We start from the raw sequence: 22,904 nt of genomic DNA on the forward strand, positions 1-22,904 counted from the left end.
AGTCAATCGAGTTTCTTGTTAACGTCTTCCAGTAGTGCGGCGATTTCTTTGCGCCGTCCAACGTCAGCACTTTCCCGGCCCTGCCTTGGAGGCGCTTGTAGTGCTTTTTGCAGGGCAACCTTCGCTTCAGCGTAGCGCTTCTGGCGGTAGAGGTGATCGCCCCAGAAATATAGGCTATCGATGCCGGCAGGATTGAGTTGCAACGCTTTCTGAAGCAGTTGCTCTGCCTTGTCAGCATCACCGAAACCGATCGGCCAGCCGGGCACTCTGTCGTAGAGTGCAGCAAGGCTGGTATAGGCCGAGCCTTGCAAGGCGTCGGCGTCTAGAGTCAGGGCTTTTTCCAGATCGGCCTTGGCATCTTTGACCTTGCCTAGGGCGCCCAGCCCGCCTTGAGCACCCGCCCAACTGCTGGTGACGATTCCTGACCAGATCCACGCTTCGGCTAACACTGGGCGATCTCGCGTGAACGACGATGTTTGTGCCGCCAATTGCGCGAACGCCGCTACGCGCTGTTGCTCTGGCAGTTCATATTGTATGTGCGCCCAGCTTTGCTGAATGCCATTAAGGCGTTGCTGATCCGCGTTGTCGAGCGCCCAGACGCCTTGGCTCAACATGCCGAGCAGCAGGCAGGCAACGGTCTTTTTCATGGTTTGAGGTGCTCATTTTCGTGGGTGTGACTAAGACGCCGGATCAGCGGCAATTGCTTGCGCAGGCCACGATCCACCAAGTTGGGCAACAGGCTGTTCAACCGCACAAAAAATCGCTCCGGCCACCCCAGATAGAGATCGCGACGGTCACCAGCAATGGCGTGGATCACCGCCGCTGCCACCGCCTGTGGATCATCGACGCTTGCCTTGAGTGCATCGTTGAGTGCTTGGGCGGCAGAGCTGTTCATCGAGGTACGGGTGGCGCGTGGTGCGACATAGAGGACGCCGACCCGGGTGTCGGCAAGCTCCCGGCGCAGGGCTTCGGAAAAGCCGCGAAGTGCAAACTTGCTGGCACAGTAACTGGCATATCCAGGGTAGCCAATCGAGCCATAGGTTGAACCGACGTTGACCACCATGGCGCTGTCGGCCTGCTTGAGCAACGGTAGAAGCAGTTTGGTCAGGCAAATTGGGGCGCTGACGTTCACGCTCAACATCGCGTTGATTTCATTGTCATCCAGCTGTTCGAGCATGGCGAAGTGGTTGACGCCGGCAGCATTGATCAACAAGTTGATGCCATCAGTGGCTTCGGCGGCGGCCAGTACTTTGCGACGATCATTGAGGAGCGTGAGGTCGGCGGCTACCCAGAACAAGTTTTGCGGATAGCGCTCAAGCAACGGCTTCAGGGATTCTTGATGTCGAGCTACCGCCAGCACCTGGGCGCCGGCGGCGCACAGATCCCTGGCAATTTCCTGGCCGATCCCACCGCTGGCGCCAGTCAAAACTACCCGGGCATCATGCAGCTGCATCATGAACCTCCGCAGCCCGGGGCAAGCCCCGAAACATATCGATGTACAGCCGATACACCACTTTTGACGCATGGATGACAGCCGCCTGGTCTGCGGGGTCTTCCAGCCTGTTCATCAGCCGGCGGTAGGTCTGCATATGCTCGATATCCAGTGAACCGTGGGAACTGAGATAGCTGAAGGCGCTTTCTGGAAGACCCAGATGCTCGCGGATGCTGCCTGCTGCATGGGTGGCGAGGGCAATGCTTGTGCCTTCCAGCACATTGACCATGCCGAACAGGCCTACCGGGTTGCCTCGGGCAATCAAGTCGTACAGAAAGCTGACCATCAGTTCAATCGGCATTGAGGGTTGGCCGTCACGCACGGCGTCACGGTCACCGCCGCAGGCTGCTATATCGTTAAGCACCCACTGTTCATGGCCGTATTCTTCTTCGATGTACTCGCATACCGCTTTACGTAGCCATTCGAGGTGGCTTGGTAGTCGCGCGCCGCAGGCCATCATCAGTGGCACAGTGTGGCGGACGTGGTAGTAGGCTTGCGCAAGAAATGCCCGATAGCTCTCAAGGCTGACCTTACCTTCAAGTGCGTCGAGGATTATCGGCAGGTTGAACAATTCGTGGCGCTCCTGATGTGAAGCTTCTTGAAGCGTGTCGAAAAAACTCATGATGCAGACTCCTCAGATACGGCAGATTCGGTAAGTTGCGCGTGAAACGTCTCGACAACAGCGTCGCGGCGCGGTCGGCCATTGGCAGTCAGCAGGCCGTTGGCAGCCGTGAAGGGATAGGGCAGGCGCGTCCAGCTATGAACTTGGGCGTAGTCGGGCAATGCGTCGTTAGCTTCCGCTACAGCCCCAGCAAGTTCTGCATCAGTACAATCGGTACGATGGGGCCACAACAGAGCGTGATTGCGTGGAAGCGATTCCCCGTACACAAAGGCTTGGGCAATGTGGCGGCGTTGGGTGAGTTCGGCCTCTACCCAATCCGGGTTGACGTTGCGTCCGAAACTGGTGACAAACTGATGCTTCTTGCGACCTTTGAGGTAAAGGAAGCCTTCCGGATCTAGCTCTCCCAGGTCGCCGCTGGGCCACCAATCCTCGGCGTAAGGTACATCGCCCAGATAGCCGAGCAGTGCCGAGCCCTTGATCAGTACTTCACCATCTTCTGCCAACTTCACCTGGATGTGAGGCAAGGGTTTACCAACGCTTCCCGATCGCTGGGCACCGGGACGATTTAGGCACACCACCGAGGCGCACTCAGATAATCCGTAACCTTCGTAAACCGGCAGACCGACGCGCTCAGCTCGGAGCAACAAGTCCTCAGAGACGCGCGCTCCTCCTACAGCAGCAAAGCGCAATTTCTGTGGGTCGAAGGCTTTCTGCTCAGTGGCGCTGACCAACATCTGCAGCAACTGCGGCACCAAAATCAGACTCTCGGGTGCGCGCTTGGTAAGGTGCTCGAGTAGCCGGGGTAAGTTGACGCCGCTGGCGCCTTGAATGCCCAAAGCTTTCTGACTCGGTAAGCTCAAGGTTGCGCCAGCGTACAGTGCGGCGTAGCAACCGAGGTTTTCCAGCAGGATTGCTAGTGGCAACAATGCCAAGTGATGCTGCGGGTCAGCAGGTTTACTGGCTTGATCCAGCTCTCTTGCTACTTGTAGTAGGTTTTCCGCACTCAGGCACACGCCTTTAGGGGTACCGGTGGTACCGGAGGTGAAGGTCAGTTTGGCCGTGCCTGGGGGCATCCGGTTCGGGCCGGCGAATGTACGGCGCCAGAACTCGCCGCTTTTTTCATAGCCCAAGGTAAGAAATTCAGCATCCTGCTCCGGTTCCGAAATCACCCTTGCCGCCTGACTTTGCTCCAGGCAATGGGCGCGCTGTGTTGGGCTAAAGAAGGGCGGCAAGGTTACGCAAGTCAAGCCCTCGAACAGCGCGGCAAGATCCCAGAGTATTGCTTCAACGCCGTTATCCAGTGCCAGGGCTATAATCTGAGCGTGTTCGTCGCGTAGGCGTTGCTGGCGGTACGACACTTCGGCGTAAAGAGTGGCGTAATCGAGTCTCACCCGATCATCCCAAAGTGCAATCGCGTGTGGGTTGCGCTCCATATGGCTGTGCAGGATCTTCTGGAAACGTTGTAACTCAAGCGACATGGCTAGTGCCCTCAATGGATGACGGCAGACCCAGCCGAGTGAACAGACCACTGTTGCGCAAATGGATGAATCCCGCGCGAATGTTACCGACGTGTACCCAGGGTTTGCTCTCGTAATAGCTGCCCCAACTGTAGCGATCGTCACCCAGTCGGCCCGGGTCGGCTGCACACAACGTCACCGGTTTCAGACCGAGGCGATGGAAGCTATTGACCAAACCGATGTTGCCGGTAAATGCCACCCATTCCAGGCCGCCCATGGCCAGTAGCCAGGTGATGGCGATGATGCTCAGTCGTGCACTGCCGGTATCGCAGGCAGCCAGGTTACCGACCTCGACAATGCTGGCCCGCCCCACCGAGTATCCGGCAGTAGCACTGATCAGCGGATCGATGGGCTCGTCCAGGTAACGTTCCAGGAACAGTGGTTCGTGATGTGCAAGGCGCACCCCGGCGACCGCACATAACTCGCCATAGGCTTTGCTCATGCCAAACAGCTGTGGCATGAAATGACGGATGTCGGCGCCGTGAGCCTTGCGAAAGCGTTGCTGAATAAACGCTTCGAATGCGGGTCGCAGGCTGTCGCCTAGCATGGCACCGGTCAATGTCAGCTGCGGCGTCTCGGCTTGGCCGAAGCGCAGGGGCAGGGGGGTGTTCCAGTCGAAATGGGGCATGGGCAGATTGCCTCCCTGTATAGGTTGGGGAGGAGTATCCAAGGTATTTCTTAACGAAATCTGAAGGTGAGGCTCACTTATGTAGTGGTCTAATGATTCCGGACACCCATTTAGGCGAGAATGCTCGCTATAGAGAGGTGTCCGATGACCAAGCAACGTCGTTCCTTTACGCCCGAGTTCAAACGCGAAGCTGCCAGTCTCGTGCTCGACCAGGGCTACAGCCACATCGAAGCAGCCCGTTCGCTTGGGCTGGTGGAGTCGGCCCTGCGTCGATGGGTTAACCAGCTTCAGGAGGAGCGAAATGGTGTGACTCCGTCCAGTAAAGCGCTGACACCCGAGCAGCAGAAAATCCAGGAGCTGGAAGCTCGGATCAATCGGCTGGAACGGGAAAAAAGTATATTAAAAAAGGCCACCGCGCTCTTGATGGCCGAGGAACACGAGCGTTCGCGTTAATTGATCAACTCCGCGCTGAAGAGCCTGTTGATCTGTTGTGCTCGGTATTTGAAGTCACCCGATCCTGCTATTACGCGCACTGTCGCAAGCACCGATCTCCAGACGTTAATCGGCTGATTTTGCGCAGTCGAGTCAACGAACTTTTTACCCAAAGCCGCAGCGCAGCGGGCAGCCGAAGCATCATGTTGATGATGCGCGAGGACGGCATAGCGATTGGGCGCTTCAAGGTGCGCAAGCTGATGAGCGAGATGAAGTTGATCAGCAAGCAACCCGGCTCACATGCCTACAAGAAGGCGACGGTGGAGCGGCCGGATATCCCGAACGTGCTGGATCGAGAGTTCAGCGTGTCGGCACCGAATGAGGTCTGGTGCGGTGACATCACGTATGTCTGGGCTCAAGGTCGCTGGCACTATGTGGCGGCCGTGATCGATCTGTTCGCCCGCCGCGTGGTGGGCTGGGCGTTTTCATCGAGGCCCGATGCCGACCTGGTCATCAAGGCCTTGGACATGGCCTATGAGCAGCGTGGTCGGCCTCAGGGCGTGCTGTTTCACAGCGACCAAGGAAGCCAATACGGCAGCCGAAGCTTCCGTCAGCGACTGTGGCGCTATCGCTTCAAGCAGAGCATGAGTCGGCGTGGAAACTGCCACGACAATGCACCGTTGGAACGGTTGTTTCGCAGCCTGAAAACGGAATGGGTACCGACCGTGGGCTACATGAGCGCTTCGCTAGCACAGCAGGATATCGGCCGGTTTTTGATGCAGCGCTACAACTGGCAACGGCCACATCAATTTAACAGCGGGCTGGCGCCCGCTGTGGCCGAGGAAAAACTTAACACAGTGTCCGGGATTAGTTGACCACTACATCCAACGCCATATCTGGGCGACAGGCACCTTCTTGTTATCGTCGATGTGATCCAACACAAAGCGTAATACCGACAATCCTCTAACTAACCTGTCGCCTTACATCACCAAGGACGCAGTCTTTGACTTGGTCAAAGGGAATACTAGCGCGCCCCTACTGTGCTCTCACCGACGCCGCCTTAGCGTCTAAAGCCGTGGAACCCATTGACGCATCAACAGTGATGCTGACTTCGCTCGTCACCGATCCCACATGCGTCGTTCAAGGAGCCTGCATGTACAAGAACGTCACCTATACAGCCCGTGAGCTGTTTGATCGGGCTTGGTCGACGCCGGTTTTGCAGCTGGCGCGGGAGATTGGTGTTTCCGATGTCGCACTGAGCAAGGCCTGCAAGAAGGCGGGCGTTTCACTCCCTCGCCGGGGCCATTGGGCAAAGCCAGTCGGGAAGCGTCCTGAGAAGCCCGCCCCCCACCCCCTGATGAATCGATTACATTTCGTGTGTTGGACAGGTCGCTGCTTCCTGCGACGCCGCCCAAGTCGACAGGTACTCAGCCCCCTCCAAAGCTCACGATGCCTACCAAGCTGACCGAACCTCATCTGCTCGTGCGGAAATGGCTACAGGCTGTGAAAGAGGCCAAGGATGTTGAGGGGCGGGTAGAGCTACGTCGAATGAGTGTGTTGAACACCAGGATCTCACGTGACCTGGTCGATCGCTCCGCACTGCTCCTGGACACCCTGATCAAGGACACCGAGAAGAAAGGATGTAGGTGGGCGGTGGATGATCACAGCCGCACCACGGTCACATTCGATGGGGAGACTGTCTACATAACGCTGCGAGAGCGTGTAGGCAAAGCAGTAAAACCACCGCCACCACCTGAGCCCAAGCCCAAGCATCGTTTAACTCGGGAGCCGGTACTCTGGCTGGGGCCTCGCGAGGTATACGTGTACAACTCCACCGGCGAATTGACCCTGATTGCCCAGGAAAAGCCGGACGTTGGATCGCAGACAACCTGGACTGACAGAAAAACCAGCCAGCTTGAAGACAAACTTCATCTGTTCTGCATCGGCCTCACCAAGCTGATAGGGCGTATGAGGGCATATCGGGCACGCATGGAGGAGTGGCACCGTCAGCGCGATGAGGAAGATAGGATTCGACGCCAGGCGATCATGGCTGCGGAGCATCAACGGACGCTGCAACTGCGTTTGGTGGAAAATATGGAGAAATGGGAGAAGGCCGTGCGTCTTCAGAGCTTCATCGATGCAGTGGCTGCTGGTGCCAAGAATTGTAGTGAGGAGGAGGGGCGTCAGATCGAGGCGTGGCTGGAGTGGGCGAGGGCGCAGGTGGATGCGATCGATCCTCTCGGAAGACCTGAAACGACCTCCTTAGAAAGTGACCATTCTTATTAAGCGCCTCAACACCTCGGACGGCACACCTCGAATATCGGGGGGCATCCATATGGTGGCAAGATGGTGGCCTGGGTAATCTCGAATCGCTGGGACATCTGTTTTGACGTTCAGATGTACGACCTGGCAAGACTGACCTGCAGGTGCGATAAGGCGTCGACCGGCTAGCCTTGCCGCCATTACTTGTACAAACACGCGTGCCGCACGTATGCGCAGCTCGACTGAGGGATATTGTAGATGGCAGTTCGATTGGAGTTTTTGACGCAAGACCCTGAAGAGGTTGCATTGGTAACGCGTTACTGGGCCATGGATGAGGAAGGGGTGTTCTTAGAGAAGGTGAACACGCTTGTCCCGTTCCGAGAGGTCACTCAGTCTGGGGCCATTGCCAAATACGTCCGAGCTTTGTGCCAAGCGATCGATGAAAATCAGATGTGCCGCAACTGCGGCGGGCCAATCACAGTTGGCAGTCGGGCGGAGGTAAAAAAAACTTTCCAGGAATCGGGCCCATGTGAACCCTGCGCGTTGGAGATCAGGCAGAAGAAACAGGAGGCGCAGCACCTGGAAGAGATCGAACTGCAAAAGCAGCTGGCTAAACACGCCGAACGCGCTCGCGCCACCAAGATCTCGTACAACGGTCTCAAGGATGACCAACGATTCATTTTGATGGCCATGGATACGCTACTGGGGCCTCGCCTGGCCTTTGAGGCCTTCCGCGAACGAGAAATCGCAGATCTGTCTCCCTGGAATGCTGGATCATATCTAACGCGCCTCTACAACAGTGGTGTGATTCTGGATGATCCATCTCAAGCAAGGAAGGGCACCTACTACTTGCACGACGGCAAGTTGCATGCGCAATGGCAAAGCATCCAATACTTCCTTCCACCAGATCAGTTTTGGGGGCGTGGTATCGAGGGGCTCGACCACCTCAAAGAAAAGCCATTCACGGATGCTGAGTCGCTAACGAATCTCTGGTTCGACTATGCGGTTGGCGACGTGATTCGTTACCTCGTGGATAATTGCCACACCTTCAATCTCGATCTTAATCGTGAAGAGATTGAGAAGATCGAATCTTCCGTCCGTCATGGTCTTGAAAACTACAGCGTTGCCCAACTGTGGTTCGTCATGTGGAAGGTTGTGAAAGACACTTCCAGCCTGGCGAACCGTCAGTACTGGAACCGCAACAAAGCTGCCGCGACGATCCCGAATCAGGTGCGCAAGCAGATCGAGAAAGCTGATAAGGAGGGCGGCATCGATAAATACTGGAATCGCCCCGAACATCACATTAGTGGTGCGCTTGGCATGGAGTTTATCAGTGTTTTTGATATCAATGAGCTTACGACTGGCAGGCAGGTTCGAGCCAAATTTGTCCAGTGCAACCCTGCTCCCGTATTGGACATAGAGAACTTAGCGACCTCCGTACTGGAAACTGCCCTGAGCTCCAATATTTCTCACTGGACAATCAGCAAATTTGCAGAGCTCGTGCGCCAGGGTTTGGATACAAATGATGCCTTGACAGAGTTGGTCAAACGTAACCCTGAAGTGTTTAGCGAGCTTTGACAGTAAAAAATGATGCTGATGTAACGTTTCACTTACGGCCAGTTTTTTGACGTCAGTATGTCGAGTGTAAATTCTCTGGGCTCTCCATTCAAAGTGAAATCTTTTGAGTGACCATCCAAGCAAAACCCAGCGCTTGTTTTGCCTGGTTCAGTCTGATAGATTCCTGCCCGCTTGTGGTAATTAGATCACAAGGTGAATCACAGATTGTCAACCCCTATCATGTGCGGAGCTAACGCTACCCACAGGCAGAGTGCGACCGTGCGGAAACTCTTCATTGAGCACCTCCAAGCGTAACAATTATCGTGATCCTGACATTATACGTCATCCCTAGCAGTTGCGGCCTAGTTTGCGCAGTCTGTCGGCGTCAGTTGATTGACTTCGTGAGTGGATAGTGTGCGGAACATTTAAGATTAGCCGGTGGGGTAGTAGTGGACTGCCGCCATCCTAGCCCCACCGGTTGGCTTAATGTATGGATATATAGAATTCATGCTAATCAGCAACTGGTACAAAGCAAGACGATATCTTCACTTCGACCGACCAGTGGGCGAGAAAACAGCGACTGACTACGTCAGCAATCCCGATAAGGTTCGTGCTCACTCATTCTATCCTTTCATTCGCAATACCGCACTGACCGTCAAAACAAAACATGACGACCATTTGAGTAAGTTCGAGAGCGTTAAGAAAGAACGCCACATCTCTTACGCCGCCCATATGGATTCCCATATTTATGCGTACTACTCGTCCGTACTAAATGAAGCTTACGAAAAGAAGCTTTTAGCCTACGATTTGGGCGCCTCTGTTCTTGCGTTTAGATCGCTCGACGGAAAGAGTAATATCCACCATGCCCGCGCGGCATTTGAAGAAATCAAGTCGCGCAAGGACTGCAGCGTCCTTTGCTTTGATATTGAAAAGTTCTTCGACAAGCTAGACCATAAACTGGTCAAGAAAGCATGGAAAAGCGTTCTAGGGTTGTCTGAGTTACCAGCTGACCACTATGCAGTATTCAAAGCGATTACGAAGCATTCTTGGGTAGATAGGGAACAGGCATTCAAGGCACTCAACGTTTCCGTGCACAACCCAGCGGTTCATGATAGTCGCTTGTGCGAGGCAGCCGACTTTCGCAATCTGATACGCGGCGATAAGCTGGTTGCTACAAACCCTGATGCGTTTGGTATTCCGCAAGGGTCGCCAATCAGCGCGATCATCTCCAATTTCTATATGCTCGAATTCGATCGAGCAATGATCTCATTTCTATCCGCATCGCAATCCGTTTATTACCGTTATTGCGACGACATCATGATCATCTGCCCCATCAACCTGGAGGCCAATGCGAAGGATTTTGTCGAAGCGGAGATCAAAAAGCTTCTCTTAGACATCCAGCACAAGAAGACCGATATTCAGCAATTTACTCGGGATTACCGGGGGAAATTGAGCGCTAAAAAAGCCATTCAGTACCTCGGTTTCATGTTTGACGGCGAGCGTACTTTCATCCGCCCGGCGTCACTGACGCGCTACTACCGAAAGATGAAGGTAAAGGTCAGATTAGCGAAGAAATCGAGAGATCGAATCAACGTGTTGCGCAGAAAGCGCGGCGAGTCAGACCGGGATCTCTTCCTCAAGTCGATCTACAACGGCTATACCCATCTGGGTCGGCGCAATTTCATCACTTATGGTTATCGCGCCGCAAAGATCATGGAGTCAAAAACCATTCGCCAGCAGCTTCGCTCTCACTGGCGGAAAATTCAGGCAGAAATCCAGGCGTAAGGGGGTAACCTTCGCCTCCTCGCTATAAAGACATGGCCGGTAGAGAAGGGGGAACTATGCCCATTGCAGACGTCCATGTCGATCCAGTGCGCTGGAGGGCGTTTAAACATGGCCAGCAACATCGACCCTTCGCCCTGATACTGTACTTCCTCGCATGAAGGAAAGAGTTTGAGAAGCAGCTCCGTGCGCTGCGTGGCCAGCGGACGGTTTCAATCCTGCAGGCCCGCTTTACAAACTCAGAGAGCGAGGTCTGAAGGCGCTGAGGCTATGGTAGCGCAGGCCGGGTAGGCAGAATGCCAGAAGGACTTCGTCGACTCATGTACAAAGCACCGATCAGGTCTCGATGACGGCAGAGTCTGGAAAGATTTCACTGAAGCGTTGGCCAGAGCGATACGGTTGAGCAGGGCAACCTGTTTAACTTGCTTGTCGGTCGGCAGCTGCGCAAGGACTTCGGCTGGTTGGACAGTCTGATCACCAAGTCATGCTAGGCATAGTGGATGTACTAACCACGGTCTCGCATCGGCACACTCTTGATCGATTTGCCTCGTTGTTGGTCATGCGAGTGGTAGTAGACGTTCTGAGTCGTGCTGAGATTGCTGTGCCGCAGATCAAGCTGAAGATCTTTAGCGCTGCGCAATGGCGCATCGAACGTCGCCGAGGTATGTCTCAGCCAGTGTGCAGATGCAGCCTTGAGACTGTTCATCTCGTGCGCCTGACGGCCTTCATGACGCATCCGGCTAAGTGCATTGTCGAACACAGCCTGGAGGAGGGCGCGCACCTGCCGCCCAGAGAGCCCGGAACGACCACTCAAGGTCGTGAGCAAGGGTGTTCTTTCGTCCCACAGTGGCAGTTCAGATAGCCCAAGAAAACGACGATAGCGCTTGAGATAGTGCTCAATGTACTCATCGCGCATGGCAATCTTACCGGCTTTGTTACCTTTGCCGATCACGTGATACCACCAATTACCCTCAGGGTCTTGCCGAAAATCCCCCATGACTGGCGTCCAGTTGGATCTGCCAACGATATCAGAGACCCGTAGGTACATAGCGAAAAGCGTGGCGAGAATGAAGAGTGTCCTCTCGTGACGAGCAGGCTCAGCGGAAGCCATCAGCTCGGCGGTCTCCAAAACATAGTCCCATTGCAGAGGTGTTAGGGCTCTATGAGACCCTTCATCCTGCGGCGTGCCGGCGCTCATACCTTTTTTCTTGATCAATCGGAAAGGGTTACCAGGCACGGCCCCATCTTCGACCAGGTACTCGAAGAAGCGTGTACTGATCGAGTACACCTGGTTGATGGTGCCTTGAGACGCCTTGTACTGTGGCGGGGCTCCATTTTCAGAACCTTCATGCTCATGTTTCACGGCTTTGGAGGCCTTCAAGCTGAAAGGACGCCATTTTTCATTGGGCATCGTTGGCTCACCCCAGGTGGACTCCGAGTGGTCGCTGGTGACAAAACGGCCTCGAACGATGGGCCCGATCCAGTCTGCCGGCGGATGCCGGCAGAACTGAAGGTATTCCTCGGCGTCTTGGCGCTTGAGCTGATTGAAGGGTTTACGCTTGATGATCATGCCCCATAGGAGCAGCCGCTCTACATGCGTACGGTACGACGTAAAGGTCAGGCTGTTATCCGAGTACGCACGAAGAAAATTCCGGGCAAGCAGATAGCCTTTATGGGCTTCGACTGACGGTTCAAAGGACTCAATGTATGCCCGGACGCACGCCATACTCGGCTCGTACAGACTGAAGTCCTGATCAATGAAGATCTCATAAGATTCAAAGATCGGTCGTGGCTGGTTAGACATCTAGAGACTTACCGATCGGTTTAACGCTATTCGTAGACTTCCAGTATTGGGAGTAACTGGAAGTTAGAGGAGGGCGCTTCATGATTCCTCTCTCCCCGACGCTTAATGATTGACAATGCCAGATGGTAGCCCCACACATGGCATTGCGCAACAGCGAGTTCGAAGTATCACCGACAGTCAGATTACTCTTGACTAGAGTAGTATTTAGCACTAAGCAACTACTTGTGATCGAATTAACCTAATATTGTAACTGCACTTCATTTAATTATTAGCGATTAATTTAGATATTGGGCTTGAGGTGATTTTCTGCCGAACCGCTGGGGCTAGGCGCCGCCAGATGGCCAATCAGCTGCATCCGCTTCCCACCAGCCCGGCATTTTCCCTGAACACTCACGAGCAATCCAAAGCCCCTTGGATTTGTGGCTTGGCTGGGCAGCTAATTTGTTACTGTTTGATCTGGCGGTGTCAACTCGGTGTGAAATCACACGATGCTCTCATCTGTGTTTCTCTCATTAAAATGAAGAAATGACACCCACCTTTAGAGCGTTTCTCCGATTTAATGAAAAACTCTACGTTTCTCCTAATTAATGGAAACCTTACTTTTCTCCAGATTTGTGAAAACAAGCTGATGCAGAGCCCGTTATTACTGGGTCAAGCCACCGCGAATAGTGGCAGTCGATGACGTTTCTCCTGATTTCTGCAAGCCCTTGTTCAGCGTTTCTCCTGATTCCTGCAAAGACGTATTACGTATCTCCGGACGTCTGCCAAGCCTTCGGTGAGCCTGGAGGCTAAGCTTTTTGGGTTCGCGTGACGCGAAGCAATTGCCCTGAGACCACGAAATACTTGGCTTACGGGCCCCGGGAGTCCAGATCGAGTACCGGGTGAGAGCTCGGCAGAGTGGCCAATCAGGAACACGACGTTTCTCCTCATTTCTGCAAACGGAGGCGTTTCTCCTGATTTCTGAAAAAAATGGCTGGAGGCCTTGTATTCTCTGGGTTAGAGGGCTTTCCTGAAGTAGTTGTCGCGCCTGAGGCTTATCGTAATTTCTGCACAATGGTCGGTATAGCTAGGTACCAGCCTATCTGCACCATAAAACCCTGCCAAAAGCCTTTAGATTCAAGGGCTCTGGCGCATTTAAGCGCCATTTTCAGTGTCTCCTAATTTTTGCAAAATCGACGACCAGTGCAAAGTCTACAGAGGAGCTGGATGCGTTGATTGGCGCGGCCTCCAGGGCAGCGAAGGGCGAAATTCTCCTAAATTCGTGAACGCATCAGGACGGTTGAAGTGGTTTTGTCGAATCAGTGGTTTAGGTGGCTTATGAACATCTGTGACATAGCACCTCGTTTAACATAATATACATTATGCGTAGTCATCTATAGCAGCTCACGGGCAGTGCCAGGACAGATTTCAAGCCTGGCACCACCCGTTTTCAGCCTTACACCGTTACTTGCCGTGCAACGCTTCACTCACCGCATTCACAAACAACGCCTGCTCGTCATACAGCGAACTCGGTGTCTCTGCGTTCTGCCACGTCGACCATTGCACCATCACCAGTTTCTCCGCCGGGTTGATTGCAATGGTCTGGCCGTAAATCCCAAGCGCCCAGAACGTTTGTTCGCTGGTGGCGGTTTTCTTGGGTTCGGCATTGGCATCAGGCGCCGGCGCCGAGTACCACCATTGATAGCCGTACTGTCCGTTCGGTGCCGATGGCGTGACCGAACCTTTGGCGGTGGTCCAGTGTGTCGAGCGTGCAATCCAGTCATCCGGCAGGATCTTCTCGCCGGACGGCAACTGACCGCCGCTGAGCACGAACTGGCCAAAGCGGCCCCAGTCACGCAACGCTGCGTTGAAGCCGTGGCCGCCCATGTCGACTTTGTCTTTGACCAAGGCATGCCAGACGCCATCCTGTTGCATGCCGTAACGGCTCCAGATGCGGCTTTCGAGGTATTTGGCCAGGGTCATGCCGGTGGCGTTTTCCAGCACGCGGCCCACCAGCCACGCGCCGCCGGTGTTGTAGGACCAGACTTCGCCCGGTTTGACCCCGGGTTTGCGTTTCACCGATTTGACCAGGTTGAGCACGCAGTCGTACGGCGCAGGCTTGGCTTCGCACTGGGTCATGTGGGAGAAATCGGAGTCTGCTGACGCGTAGTTTTCATCCCAGACCACGCCCGAGGTGTGCTGCAGCAATTGGTGCAAGGTCACCTCTTGCCAGGCCGTGCCTTTGAGTTCCGGGATGTACCGGGTGATCTTGTCGTCTACCGAGTTGATCTTGCCTTCTTTTATCGCCACGCCCACTAGCACGCTGACCACCGATTTGGCCACTGAACGCGAGGTCCACAGGGTGTTTTCGCTGTTGCCCTTGCCGTAGTACTCGTAGGCAATCTTGCCGTCCTTGAGGATCAACAGGCCGGTGACGCTCTGGTTGGCGATGTAGTTATCGATGCTGAAGTGCTTGCCGTTCATTGCATAGTCAATGGCTGGCAATGGGCTGCTGGCCGGCATTAATGGCGATGGTTTGGCGCCCTGGGTGCTGAATACATCGCCTTCGTACAGGCGGTAGGTATTACGAAAACCCACTACCCGTGTGGCCTGGTCCCAGGTCAGCATGTTGTGCGGGTCGGGCAGCGTTTTATCAAAGGGTTGCGGGCAAACGCTGAGCCCTGGAACGCCACAGTGTGCGCCTTGGTCGCTAGCCAGGCTGATACCGCTATGGATCAAGCCCAGTGCGGCAATGCTCAATGCCAACAGCGAAAAAACCTGGGTGGATTGTTTTTTTATTGTTCTGCGTAACATCGGTACTTCCTCGACATCCAGTGAAATTGCGTCAGTCGATTTCGAGCTTATCAACTTGCCGGGGCGGGAAAAGAACAATAAAGTCCGGGTCGATATTACAAAAACTAACAACAGTGAACGCCATGCCCAGCGACCGTCTGCCTCCGCTCAATGCCATTCGTGCCTTCGAGGCGGCTGCGCGCCTGGGCAGTTACGTAGCCGCTTCGCGGGCGCTGCACGTGACCCAGCCGGCCATTGGCCGCCACGTGAAAAACCTTGAGGACTGGCTGGGCGTGCAACTGCTCGAGCGTACGCCCCGCGGCGTTACTCTGACCGCGGCCGGGCTTGAGTTTCACCGGGCCGCGACCCAGGCCCTGAAGATTCTGGCCGATGCCGGCTCGCGGGTTGCAAGTCGCCAGCAGGAGCGCTGGCTGCGTATTCTGTGCGTGCCGGCGTTCGCTTCGCGTTGGTTGACGCCGCATGTCGGTGCAGTGCGCAGCCTGCGCCCGGGCCTGAAGCTGGCCATTGAACCCAATGCCTCGTTCACGTCAGTGGATGCCCGTCAGGCTGACCTGGGTATCGGTTTTGGCCTGCCGGGCGAGCATTCAGGGGTGCTTCTGAGGATGATCAAACCGCCGGTTTTCCCGGTCTGTTCGCCGACGTACCTGGCAAAATTGCCGAATAAAGCCCTGCAGGTGCAGGACTTGCCGAACTGCGAGCTGATTCACGTCGACGACGGCACCTGGTGGAACAGCTGGTTTGCGGCGCAACAGTTACCGCTCAAGGTCAGGTCGAATACCTCGCACATGAGCAACGACATTGCCTTGAACCTGGCCCGGCGTGGGCACGGGATTGCCCTGGCCACCGAAGTGCTGGTCAAACATGAACTGGCAGACGGCTCGCTGGTGCGCTGTACCGATGCGCAAGTTGCACTTGAAAGCTATCAAGTGCTGACACCGCAACAGCCGCTGTCGGAAGATGCCGCATGGTTTATCGAATGGTTGAGCCAGGCGTTGCGCGAGGAGTTTCCCCACGCGGCCATTGAACAAAGGTGAACCTGGAAGTACGCTACTGCCCTGCTCTTTTTTATAGCCTTAAAATATAACTCAACTAAATAACTATTTAGTTGAGTTATATATTCACGCCTCAGGCAAACAGCTTGAGTACGTCTTCCTGCCACTCATGCCCCTGCAGCGACCAGCCCTTCCCCACAGACGGCGGAAAGCCGGAATGGCAGTAACCCTGCTTGCCGGTAAAATCAAACACGGCATGGGGATACTCATTGATCAGCAGCACCGCCTTGCTGTGGTCCATGGACCAGCCGATCTTCACTGTCGAGGGCTTCTCCCGGTCGGAGATATCCTCGACGTTATAGATATGCAGCGCATCCTGGATCGGGTTGTCACTGGCACTGCTGTCCAGGGCGTAGAAATAGGCGGTATTTTCATCGTCCTCGAAGACCACGACAAAAGGCCCCTCCTGCGCCGGTGCCTCGATGACGGTGGCGTGTCCTACGTTCAGCTGTTGCTCTGCTGCGAGATAAATGGGCATGCGGATATCCTTGTCACAACGATAGATAAAAAATTATATCAATATGCCATTAGCCCATTTGTGCTAATCGACCCCCCTCCTCCCTGGCGCTATATTCCCCGGCAACCCCCAGTGTTCCCCAACGCCGCGCCTATGCGGCGTGCGGGATCGTTGTGCCGGTAAAACAGAACAACACCAAGGAAGATGCACCATGAAATCAGCATTCAGCAAGATCACCCTGCTCAGCGCCCTGCTGGTCGCCGTCGCCGGTTGCCAGACCATGAAACCCAACGAAGACCGTCTCAAGTCCACCGCGCAGACCACCATCGGCGAGCCGGTGACGAAGATTTCCAACGTGCGCAGCGACCACAGCTCCACTTACTACATCGCCAGCACCGCATCGGGTGACTACAACTGCGAGCTGCCCAGCGGCGTCATGGTCGGTATCGCCTCGATGGGCATGGGCATGGGCGCGCAATGCTACAACAAGAACAGTGGCCGCCCGCAAAATCCGCTGCAACGCTACTGATTGCGCGCTAAACCGGCGCTGCCGAGGCTTCGCGCAATGCCCGCAGGGTAGCGCGTAGCTCGGCCGGGCGCACCGGTTTGGACAGGATCGCGATCTGGCGGTCGTGCAGGGCCGCCTGGATCTTCTCCACTTCGTGGCCGGTAAGAATCAGCGCCGGCACCGCCCTGCCCCGTTGCGCGCGTAACAGGTCAATGCACTCGATACCGGTGGCGTGGTTACCCAGGTCATAGTCGGCGACGATGATGTCGCAGTCGCTGGCGAGGTTTTTGCCGCTCAGTTCGGCCTGGACGTCACAGCCCCAGCGCTCGAGCAAGGCCTTGGTGGCCAACAGCACGTTGCGATCATCCTCCACCAGGCAGACTTTCAAACCGGTCAGCAGGCCGACCTGGCTCGGGTCTTCACGGTAGGCCTGGCGCTTGGGCGCGGAAATTTCGCGCAAACCTTCAAGGCTGACGGCCGTGCCATGGCCCACTCGCGAACGTATCGTCACCTGCATGCCCATCATCTGCCCCAGGCGCCGGACAATCGACAGGCCCAGGCCCACGCCCTCGATGTCCTTGTCGCGCAACTGGCGCACGCGGTAGAACTCTTCGAAAACCTTCGGCAGTTCCTGCGCCTCGATGCCGCTGCCCTGGTCGTAGATGACAATGGCCAGGCCCTCGCCACGCTTGCGCACGCCGATCAGCACCGGGCGCTGCGGCGCGTACTTGAAGCAGTTGGACAGCACGTTCTGGACCATGGTCGCCAACAGCGCCGGGTCAATCTGCACCCAGTGCGCGCAGGCCCGCAAGCGCAGCTCGACGCCTGCCCAGCGCGCCGCCTCGGCGTTCTGGCGCAGCAGGTCGTGAACAAACTCGCCCAGTTGCACAGGCTGCAGGCGCGGCTGCAGGCGGCCGTTGTCGAGGGTGTAGAGGTCGAGGATCGAGCGAAACAGCTGCGAGACGTTGAGCAACGAGCGGTCGATGTTGTCGACCAGCCGGCGTTCTTCATCGCCCAGGCGCGCTTCACGCAGGCAGGCAGTGAACAGGCCGATGGAATGAATGGGCTGGCGCAGGTCGTGGCTGGCCTGGGCCAGAAAGCGCGATTTTTCCAGGTTGGCGGCGGTGGCCTCCTCCGAAGCCTTGCGCGTACGTTCAAGCAACAGGTGCGCGTACATGGGGATGACCGTGCTGGTGATCATCAGCATCAGCACCATGAACGGTTGCGCCTGCCAGTACGGCGTCAGGCGGTAGACGCACAGCAGCGCCAGCAACGCCAGGGCGGTGGCGATCGCCAGGTAGCGCGAGCCGAAGCGCATGCCATTGCCCAGGTTGACCCAGACCATCACCGCGTACAGCGGCAACGCCGCCTCACCGCCCACCACCAGGCCGAAACAGGTACCGGTGTAGTCCTGGACCATGCTGAAAATGCGCCGCGCCGGGTACACCCCCGGCCAGCGCACGATAACCTGGCGTATAACCACCGACAGCAGCAGGAACAGGATGATGTAGATCACGATCGGCCGGTAGGTTTCAAAATGCTGCCCGGGCAGAAAGCCCAGCACACTGATATAAACCACGGCAATACAGGCGACAATGATGCGCAGGTTAGCCTGGTCGAGCTCGGAGTTTTTCTCGAACTTCATCGGAACATCCTTGTGCGACAGTCGTCATATCCAGCATGAACACCGGGGCGGTGCCCGTACCCGGTGGTAAAGTAGCACGTCCGAAAGGAACGCCAGGCCCAGGGAGGCACTCACCATGGCATGCCGGATCATCATAGCCGACGACCATCCGCTGTTTCGCGAAGCGATGCTGCGTACGGTCCAGCGCCTGCTGCCCGATGCCCGGAGCGAAGAGGCCGGTGATTTCGACACGGTGCTGAAGCTGGTCGCCAACGGCCCGGAACCGGACACCCTGATCCTCGACTTGCGCTTCCCGGGGCTGACCTGCATCAGCCAGCTGGTCGAGCTGCGTCAGCAATTACGGCGCACCACCTTGATCGTGGTATCGATGGTCGATGACGAGGAACTGATCGGCGAGGTCATGGCCGCCGGCATTGACGGCTTCATCGGCAAGAACATCGCCCCGGACGAGATCGGCCAGGCGATCCTGGCCATCCGTGAAGGTGAAGTGCTGGTGCGTTTTGCCCCCTCCGGGCTCCTGCCGCTGGACAGCAGCGCCGTCGCCACAACCCTGACCGCACGCCAGCAAGAGGTGTTGCGCCTGATCGCCCAGGGCAAGACCAATAAGGAAATCGCCCGCGCGCTGGACATCTCGCCGTTTACCGTGCGCATTCATGTGTCGTCGTTGTTGCGCACCCTCAATGTGCCGTCGCGGGCGGCGGCTGCGGTGAAGTACTCCGGGGTTGCCTGAGGCCCGCGATTCCCCCCGACCAAGTGATCTTGAATTGCCACTTCGCTCTGCTAGCGTTAGCAGCGCAGCCACCCGGCTGCACGCTGCACAAGGACGATAGACCCTCTGCCAACAATGATTGGAGGCAACAATGAGCGCAGTCACCAGTTCGACCAACTTCGGTCACGGCTACCCTACCCCCGGTCCGCAAACACCCAACGCCCAGAAGGTGCTGGACCACGTGTTCTTTCTCTCCGAGTCGGCCTGGAAGCAGGTCCGCGAAGAAGAACAGTTCGATTTCATCATCATCGGCACCGGTTTCTGTTCCCTGGCCTTCGCCGAACGCATCCTCGAAAGCCAGCCCAAGGCGCGGATCCTGATGGTCGAGCGCGGGCCGTTCTTCCTCCCCGAGCACTTCCAGAACCTGCCGATCCCTTACCAGAAAACCCTTGGCGGTTTCTCCGAAACCTTCCCCTGGACCCTCTCGGCGCGTACCGCCAGCCAGCCACCGGGCAACATCGGCTGGCAGCACGGCATGGTGCCGTTCTTCGGTGGCCGCAGCATCATGTGGAGCGCCTGGTGCCCTCGGCCGACCAAGGAGGAAATGGCCTACTGGCCCGAGCAGACTATCGCCGCCGCCGAGGCCCGCTTCGAGTCGGCCGAAAAGCTGCTCAACGTCATCCCGGCCGACAAGATCGACACCCAGCTCGACCCGCAGGTGCGCGCCCATGTCACCGAGCAACGCCCGGTCTACGGCACCCTGCAGCTTGAGCTGCAAAACATGCTCGAGCACAACATCGGCAAGATCGACTCGGCCACCCGCTGGTTGTCGGCGCCCCTGGCCGCCGCGGCCGATCGCGCCGGTGGCGTGGACTTTGCCAAGTTCTCGACCCCGGCGGCAATCATGGAGCTGGCCGGCAAACAGGCCGACCGCGCCGCTGCCGGTACTGGCAGCCCGCTGCGGATCATCACCGAGTGCATCGTCGAGCGCATCCACCAGCAGGACGGCGCGGCCACGGCGCTACAAACCTCGCGCGGGGTGATCAACATCGGCAACGCCAAGCTGATCCTGGCCATGGGCACCCTGCCGCCGGCGACCTTGCTGATGAACTCGTTCCCGCAAATCAAACGTGCCGGCGATCGCTTCACCGCCCACTTCATCACCTCGGTGGTGGCGCGGGTGCCGCGCAAGGACTACCCGTTCGCCGACAAGCTGGCCGAGCTTGAGCTCGCGGCCATTTACCTGGCCGGCAAGAACAAGCAGAGCGGCATGCAGTACCACGTGCAGTTGTCGGTGCTGTCAGACCGCGAGCCTGCAAAGAACGCGCAGAAAGCCGCGCGTTATATGCCGGACGTGGTCGCCACGGCGTCGATGGCGCAACTGGAATCGTCGAAGGACCATCTGGTGTTCGTTTGCGCCGTGCTTGGCGAGATCGACTTCCGAAACCCCGACAACCACTTCCACCTCAACGACCAGGCCGACCCGACCACCAACGTCAACCTGCAGGTGCTGGCCAGCAAAACCGACCAGCAAACCTGGGACACCATGGACGAAGGCACTTTCCAGATGATGGAGCGGGTGTTCGCCCCCGAAGGCAAGGTCGAGTACTGGCACGGTGACCCGAACCTGGGCCACTGGACCGGCGAACGGCCAAGCATCCCTGAACGGCGGGTGGCCGGGCTGGTGCACGAGGGCTCGACCCTGTGGATCGGCGACAAGGACGAAGGCGTGGTTGGCCTGGACTACCGTCCCCATGGCGTGGAGAACGTCTACGTCACCGGCGGTGCGCTGTGGCCGGCCAGTGGTTCGTGGAACCCGACCATGACCATGGTTGCCCTGGCCCAGGACCTGGCCGACCAGCAACTGGACAGCGTCAACACCCCCACCCCGCCCACCTCGGACCTCACTGAAGTCTGACAGGTAGCAGCGGGCTTGCCCCGCGATGAGGCCGGTCAAGCCCATCGCGGCGCAAGTCGAATGCCCACTTGCTTTACTCAGACGCCACAATGGCTCTGGCGAATCAGCTTCTTGTTGATCTTGCCGACGCTGGTCTTGGGAATTTCGCTGACAAAGCGCACCAGGCGCGGAATCGCCCATTTGTTCAGGCGCCCGCTGTCGACAAATGGCTGCAGGTGCCGGGCCAGCGCCGGCTGATCCAGCTCGACGCCGGCAACGCAGACCACCAGGGCCAGCGGCTGCTCGCCCCACTGCGCATCCGCCACCCCCACCACCGCCACCGAATCGACCCCGCTGTGCTGGCTGATCAGGCTTTCCAGCTCCACCGAGCTGATCCACTCACCGCCGGTCTTGATCACGTCCTTGATCCGGTCGCGAATCTGCACCGCGCCGCGCTCATCGATGCAGGCCATGTCGCCGGTGTGCAGCCAGCCGCCGGCCCACAGTGCGGCGCCCTGCTCCGGCTCCTTGAGGTAACCCTGGGTCAGCCATGGCGCGCGCACGACGATTTCACCGAGGCTTGCGCCGTCGTGGGCCACGTCTTTGCCCTGTTCGTCGACGATGCGCAGGTCCACCAGCGGGATCGGCACCCCGGCGTTGATCCGCAACGGCAGTTGCGCCTGCATCGGCAACGCCAGGTCAGCGGCGCCAAGGCTGGTCACGCACAGCAGCGGGCAGGTCTCGGACATGCCATAGCCGCAGTGCACGCGAATGCCCCTGGCGCTGGCCCGCGCGGCCAGGCCCTGGGTTAGCGCGCTGCCGCCGAGCAGCATCTTCCAGCCGCTAAAGTCGGTGCGCTGGCCTTCGTCGCAATCGAGCATCATCTGCAACAGGGTCGGCACGCAGTGCGAGAAGCTCACCTGCTCTTCGCGCATCAGCCGCACCAGTTGGTTGGGCTCGTAGCGGCCGGGGTACACCTGCTTGATGCCCAGGGCCGTGGCCACGTAGGGCACGCCCCAGGCATGCACATGGAACATCGGCGTGATCGGCATGTACACATCGCCCGAACGCAACAGCGGCTCACCGCCGCAGGCGGCGAAGGTGCCGAGTTCGTTGAGGGTGTGCAGCACCAGTTGCCGATGGCTAAAGTACACCCCCTTGGGGTTGCCGGTGGTGCCGGTGGTGTAGAACAGCGTGGCCACCGAGTTCTCGTCGAAATCGGCAAAGTCGAAGTGGCTGTCGGCACCGGCCAGCAGCGCTTCGTACTCGCCCAGCAGCGGCAGTTCCGTGTGCACTTCAGCGCCGTCACTCAGGCGCAGGTAACCCTTGACCGTCGGTAATTGCTCGCGCAACTGGGTCATCAGCGGCATGAAGTCGTCATGCACCAGCACCAGGTGATCCTCGGCGTGGTTCATGGTGTAGCGCACCAGCTCGGGCGACAGCCGTACGTTGACGGTGTGCAGCACGGCGCCGAGCATCGGCACGGCAAAAAAGCACTCCAGCGCGCGGTGGCTGTCCCAGTCGAGCAAGGCCACGGTGTCGCCAGGCTTGACCCCGGCAGCGCTCAGCACATTGGCCAGGCGCTGGATGCGTTCAAGCAAGGTGCTGTAGCTGTAGCGCAGCTTGTCGGCGTAGACGATCTCCTGGCCGGGCTGGTAGCGCACGCCCGACAACAGCAGGCGCTTGATCAGCAACGGGTAGCTGTAGGCGCCGGGCGCAGGTTCGATGATGCGGGTGCGGGTCATGG

General features: G+C 57.5%; 18 protein-coding genes. 8 read left to right on the top strand and 10 right to left on the bottom strand.

The annotated features are described in order from the left end of the window. Nucleotides 1-2 precede the first annotated feature (2 nt). Genes LOY34_RS13025 through LOY34_RS13045 form a run of 5 tightly spaced genes read right to left on the bottom strand, consistent with a single transcriptional unit; the run spans nt 3 to nt 4,259 of the window. On the bottom strand, nt 3-647 hold the full coding sequence (locus LOY34_RS13025) for a tetratricopeptide repeat protein (protein ID WP_195884057.1): 645 nt from the start codon (nt 645-647) through the stop codon (nt 3-5). Then, a complete protein-coding gene (locus LOY34_RS13030) occupies nt 644-1,453 on the bottom strand; it encodes an SDR family oxidoreductase (protein ID WP_195885997.1) in 810 nt (269 codons plus the stop codon). Before LOY34_RS13030 ends, LOY34_RS13025 begins: the two co-directional genes overlap by 4 nt. Further along, the gene (locus LOY34_RS13035) at nt 1,440-2,114 is read right to left on the bottom strand and encodes a TenA family transcriptional regulator (protein WP_195884058.1); all 675 of its coding nucleotides are present in this window, start codon (nt 2,112-2,114) and stop codon (nt 1,440-1,442) included. Before LOY34_RS13035 ends, LOY34_RS13030 begins: the two co-directional genes overlap by 14 nt. Continuing rightward, nucleotides 2,111-3,592, bottom strand: coding sequence for an AMP-binding protein (locus LOY34_RS13040; RefSeq protein ID WP_195884059.1), 1,482 nt, complete (start codon nt 3,590-3,592; stop codon nt 2,111-2,113). The genes LOY34_RS13035 and LOY34_RS13040 overlap by 4 nt, the downstream gene beginning before the upstream one ends. Then, nucleotides 3,582-4,259 (bottom strand): thermostable hemolysin, encoded by a 678-nt coding sequence (locus tag LOY34_RS13045; protein ID WP_195884060.1) that lies wholly within the window; start codon nt 4,257-4,259, stop codon nt 3,582-3,584. The genes LOY34_RS13040 and LOY34_RS13045 overlap by 11 nt, the downstream gene beginning before the upstream one ends. A gap of 144 nt (nt 4,260-4,403) precedes the next feature. On the opposite strand from LOY34_RS13045, the gene LOY34_RS13050 reads away from it, so the two are divergent. From LOY34_RS13050 to drt2, 4 genes are all read left to right on the top strand, one after another. After that, nucleotides 4,404-5,566 (top strand): IS3 family transposase gene (locus LOY34_RS13050; protein WP_258665024.1). Its coding sequence is split into 2 segments (ribosomal slippage): nt 4,404-4,659 and nt 4,659-5,566, totalling 1,164 coding nucleotides; the frame shifts between segments, so codons are not numbered across the junction. Between the two features lie 574 nt (nt 5,567-6,140). Further along, nucleotides 6,141-6,977 carry a hypothetical protein gene (locus tag LOY34_RS13055; protein WP_258665039.1) on the top strand — a complete coding sequence of 279 codons (837 nt, stop codon included), beginning with the start codon at nt 6,141-6,143 and terminating at the stop codon, nt 6,975-6,977. A gap of 234 nt (nt 6,978-7,211) precedes the next feature. Beyond that, nucleotides 7,212-8,531 (top strand): hypothetical protein, encoded by a 1,320-nt coding sequence (locus tag LOY34_RS13060; protein WP_258665040.1) that lies wholly within the window; start codon nt 7,212-7,214, stop codon nt 8,529-8,531. Between the two features lie 486 nt (nt 8,532-9,017). Next, nucleotides 9,018-10,295: an antiviral reverse transcriptase Drt2 gene (drt2, locus tag LOY34_RS13065; RefSeq protein ID WP_258665042.1), complete on the top strand. Its 1,278-nt coding sequence runs from the start codon at nt 9,018-9,020 to the stop codon at nt 10,293-10,295. 502 nt (nt 10,296-10,797) lie between these two features. On the opposite strand, the gene LOY34_RS13070 is transcribed toward drt2, so the two are convergent. Both LOY34_RS13070 and LOY34_RS13075 read right to left on the bottom strand, forming a co-directional pair. After that, complete coding sequence (locus LOY34_RS13070) at nt 10,798-12,096, bottom strand: site-specific integrase (RefSeq protein WP_258665043.1); 1,299 nt, start codon at nt 12,094-12,096, stop codon at nt 10,798-10,800. A 1,443-nt stretch (nt 12,097-13,539) separates the two neighbouring features. Beyond that, nucleotides 13,540-14,703 carry a serine hydrolase gene (locus LOY34_RS13075; protein WP_258665044.1) on the bottom strand — a complete coding sequence of 388 codons (1,164 nt, stop codon included), beginning with the start codon at nt 14,701-14,703 and terminating at the stop codon, nt 13,540-13,542. A gap of 308 nt (nt 14,704-15,011) precedes the next feature. On the opposite strand from LOY34_RS13075, the gene LOY34_RS13080 reads away from it, so the two are divergent. Further along, the gene (locus LOY34_RS13080) at nt 15,012-15,923 is read left to right on the top strand and encodes a LysR substrate-binding domain-containing protein (protein ID WP_258665045.1); all 912 of its coding nucleotides are present in this window, start codon (nt 15,012-15,014) and stop codon (nt 15,921-15,923) included. Between the two features lie 91 nt (nt 15,924-16,014). On the opposite strand, the gene LOY34_RS13085 is transcribed toward LOY34_RS13080, so the two are convergent. Beyond that, nucleotides 16,015-16,419 carry a DUF2251 domain-containing protein gene (locus LOY34_RS13085; protein WP_195884068.1) on the bottom strand — a complete coding sequence of 135 codons (405 nt, stop codon included), beginning with the start codon at nt 16,417-16,419 and terminating at the stop codon, nt 16,015-16,017. A gap of 190 nt (nt 16,420-16,609) precedes the next feature. On the opposite strand from LOY34_RS13085, the gene LOY34_RS13090 reads away from it, so the two are divergent. Beyond that, entirely contained in the window at nt 16,610-16,927 is a 318-nt protein-coding gene (locus LOY34_RS13090) for a hypothetical protein (protein WP_045200858.1), read from the top strand. A gap of 7 nt (nt 16,928-16,934) precedes the next feature. On the opposite strand, the gene LOY34_RS13095 is transcribed toward LOY34_RS13090, so the two are convergent. Next, nucleotides 16,935-18,551: a hybrid sensor histidine kinase/response regulator gene (locus LOY34_RS13095; protein ID WP_195884069.1), complete on the bottom strand. Its 1,617-nt coding sequence runs from the start codon at nt 18,549-18,551 to the stop codon at nt 16,935-16,937. A gap of 115 nt (nt 18,552-18,666) precedes the next feature. Here LOY34_RS13095 and LOY34_RS13100 point away from each other — a divergent pair, with 115 nt between their 5' ends. Both LOY34_RS13100 and LOY34_RS13105 read left to right on the top strand, forming a co-directional pair. After that, a complete protein-coding gene (locus LOY34_RS13100; RefSeq protein ID WP_045200862.1) occupies nt 18,667-19,281 on the top strand; it encodes a response regulator transcription factor in 615 nt (204 codons plus the stop codon). Nucleotides 19,282-19,411: 130 nt separating this feature from the next. Next, nucleotides 19,412-21,178 (top strand): GMC oxidoreductase, encoded by a 1,767-nt coding sequence (locus LOY34_RS13105; protein ID WP_093382964.1) that lies wholly within the window; start codon nt 19,412-19,414, stop codon nt 21,176-21,178. Between the two features lie 77 nt (nt 21,179-21,255). Here the strand turns inward: LOY34_RS13105 and LOY34_RS13110 are convergent, their stop codons facing one another. Then, nucleotides 21,256-22,902 (bottom strand): fatty acid--CoA ligase, encoded by a 1,647-nt coding sequence (locus LOY34_RS13110; protein ID WP_195884070.1) that lies wholly within the window; start codon nt 22,900-22,902, stop codon nt 21,256-21,258. Nucleotides 22,903-22,904: the final 2 nt, after the last annotated feature.

It is taken from the genome of Pseudomonas sp. B21-009 (assembly GCF_024749345.1).
In the GTDB taxonomy this organism is placed as follows: domain Bacteria; phylum Pseudomonadota; class Gammaproteobacteria; order Pseudomonadales; family Pseudomonadaceae; genus Aquipseudomonas.

Bases quoted from the DNA above. Each gene is read 5' to 3' on its own strand.
- LOY34_RS13025 (WP_195884057.1), bottom strand. From the start codon at position 647: ATGAAAAAGACCGTTGCCTGCCTGCTGCTCGGCATGTTGAGCCAAGGC.
- LOY34_RS13030 (WP_195885997.1), bottom strand. From the start codon at position 1,453: ATGCAGCTGCATGATGCCCGGGTAGTTTTGACTGGCGCCAGCGGTGGG.
- LOY34_RS13035 (WP_195884058.1), bottom strand. From the start codon at position 2,114: ATGAGTTTTTTCGACACGCTTCAAGAAGCTTCACATCAGGAGCGCCAC.
- LOY34_RS13040 (WP_195884059.1), bottom strand. From the start codon at position 3,592: ATGTCGCTTGAGTTACAACGTTTCCAGAAGATCCTGCACAGCCATATG.
- LOY34_RS13045 (WP_195884060.1), bottom strand. From the start codon at position 4,259: ATGCCCCATTTCGACTGGAACACCCCCCTGCCCCTGCGCTTCGGCCAA.
- LOY34_RS13055 (WP_258665039.1), top strand. From the start codon at position 6,141: ATGCCTACCAAGCTGACCGAACCTCATCTGCTCGTGCGGAAATGGCTA.
- LOY34_RS13060 (WP_258665040.1), top strand. From the start codon at position 7,212: ATGGCAGTTCGATTGGAGTTTTTGACGCAAGACCCTGAAGAGGTTGCA.
- drt2 (WP_258665042.1), top strand. From the start codon at position 9,018: ATGCTAATCAGCAACTGGTACAAAGCAAGACGATATCTTCACTTCGAC.
- LOY34_RS13070 (WP_258665043.1), bottom strand. From the start codon at position 12,096: ATGTCTAACCAGCCACGACCGATCTTTGAATCTTATGAGATCTTCATT.
- LOY34_RS13075 (WP_258665044.1), bottom strand. From the start codon at position 14,703: ATGCTGACCTGGGACCAGGCCACACGGGTAGTGGGTTTTCGTAATACC.
- LOY34_RS13080 (WP_258665045.1), top strand. From the start codon at position 15,012: ATGCCCAGCGACCGTCTGCCTCCGCTCAATGCCATTCGTGCCTTCGAG.
- LOY34_RS13085 (WP_195884068.1), bottom strand. From the start codon at position 16,419: ATGCCCATTTATCTCGCAGCAGAGCAACAGCTGAACGTAGGACACGCC.
- LOY34_RS13090 (WP_045200858.1), top strand. From the start codon at position 16,610: ATGAAATCAGCATTCAGCAAGATCACCCTGCTCAGCGCCCTGCTGGTC.
- LOY34_RS13095 (WP_195884069.1), bottom strand. From the start codon at position 18,551: ATGAAGTTCGAGAAAAACTCCGAGCTCGACCAGGCTAACCTGCGCATC.
- LOY34_RS13100 (WP_045200862.1), top strand. From the start codon at position 18,667: ATGGCATGCCGGATCATCATAGCCGACGACCATCCGCTGTTTCGCGAA.
- LOY34_RS13105 (WP_093382964.1), top strand. From the start codon at position 19,412: ATGAGCGCAGTCACCAGTTCGACCAACTTCGGTCACGGCTACCCTACC.
- LOY34_RS13110 (WP_195884070.1), bottom strand. From the start codon at position 22,902: ATGACCCGCACCCGCATCATCGAACCTGCGCCCGGCGCCTACAGCTAC.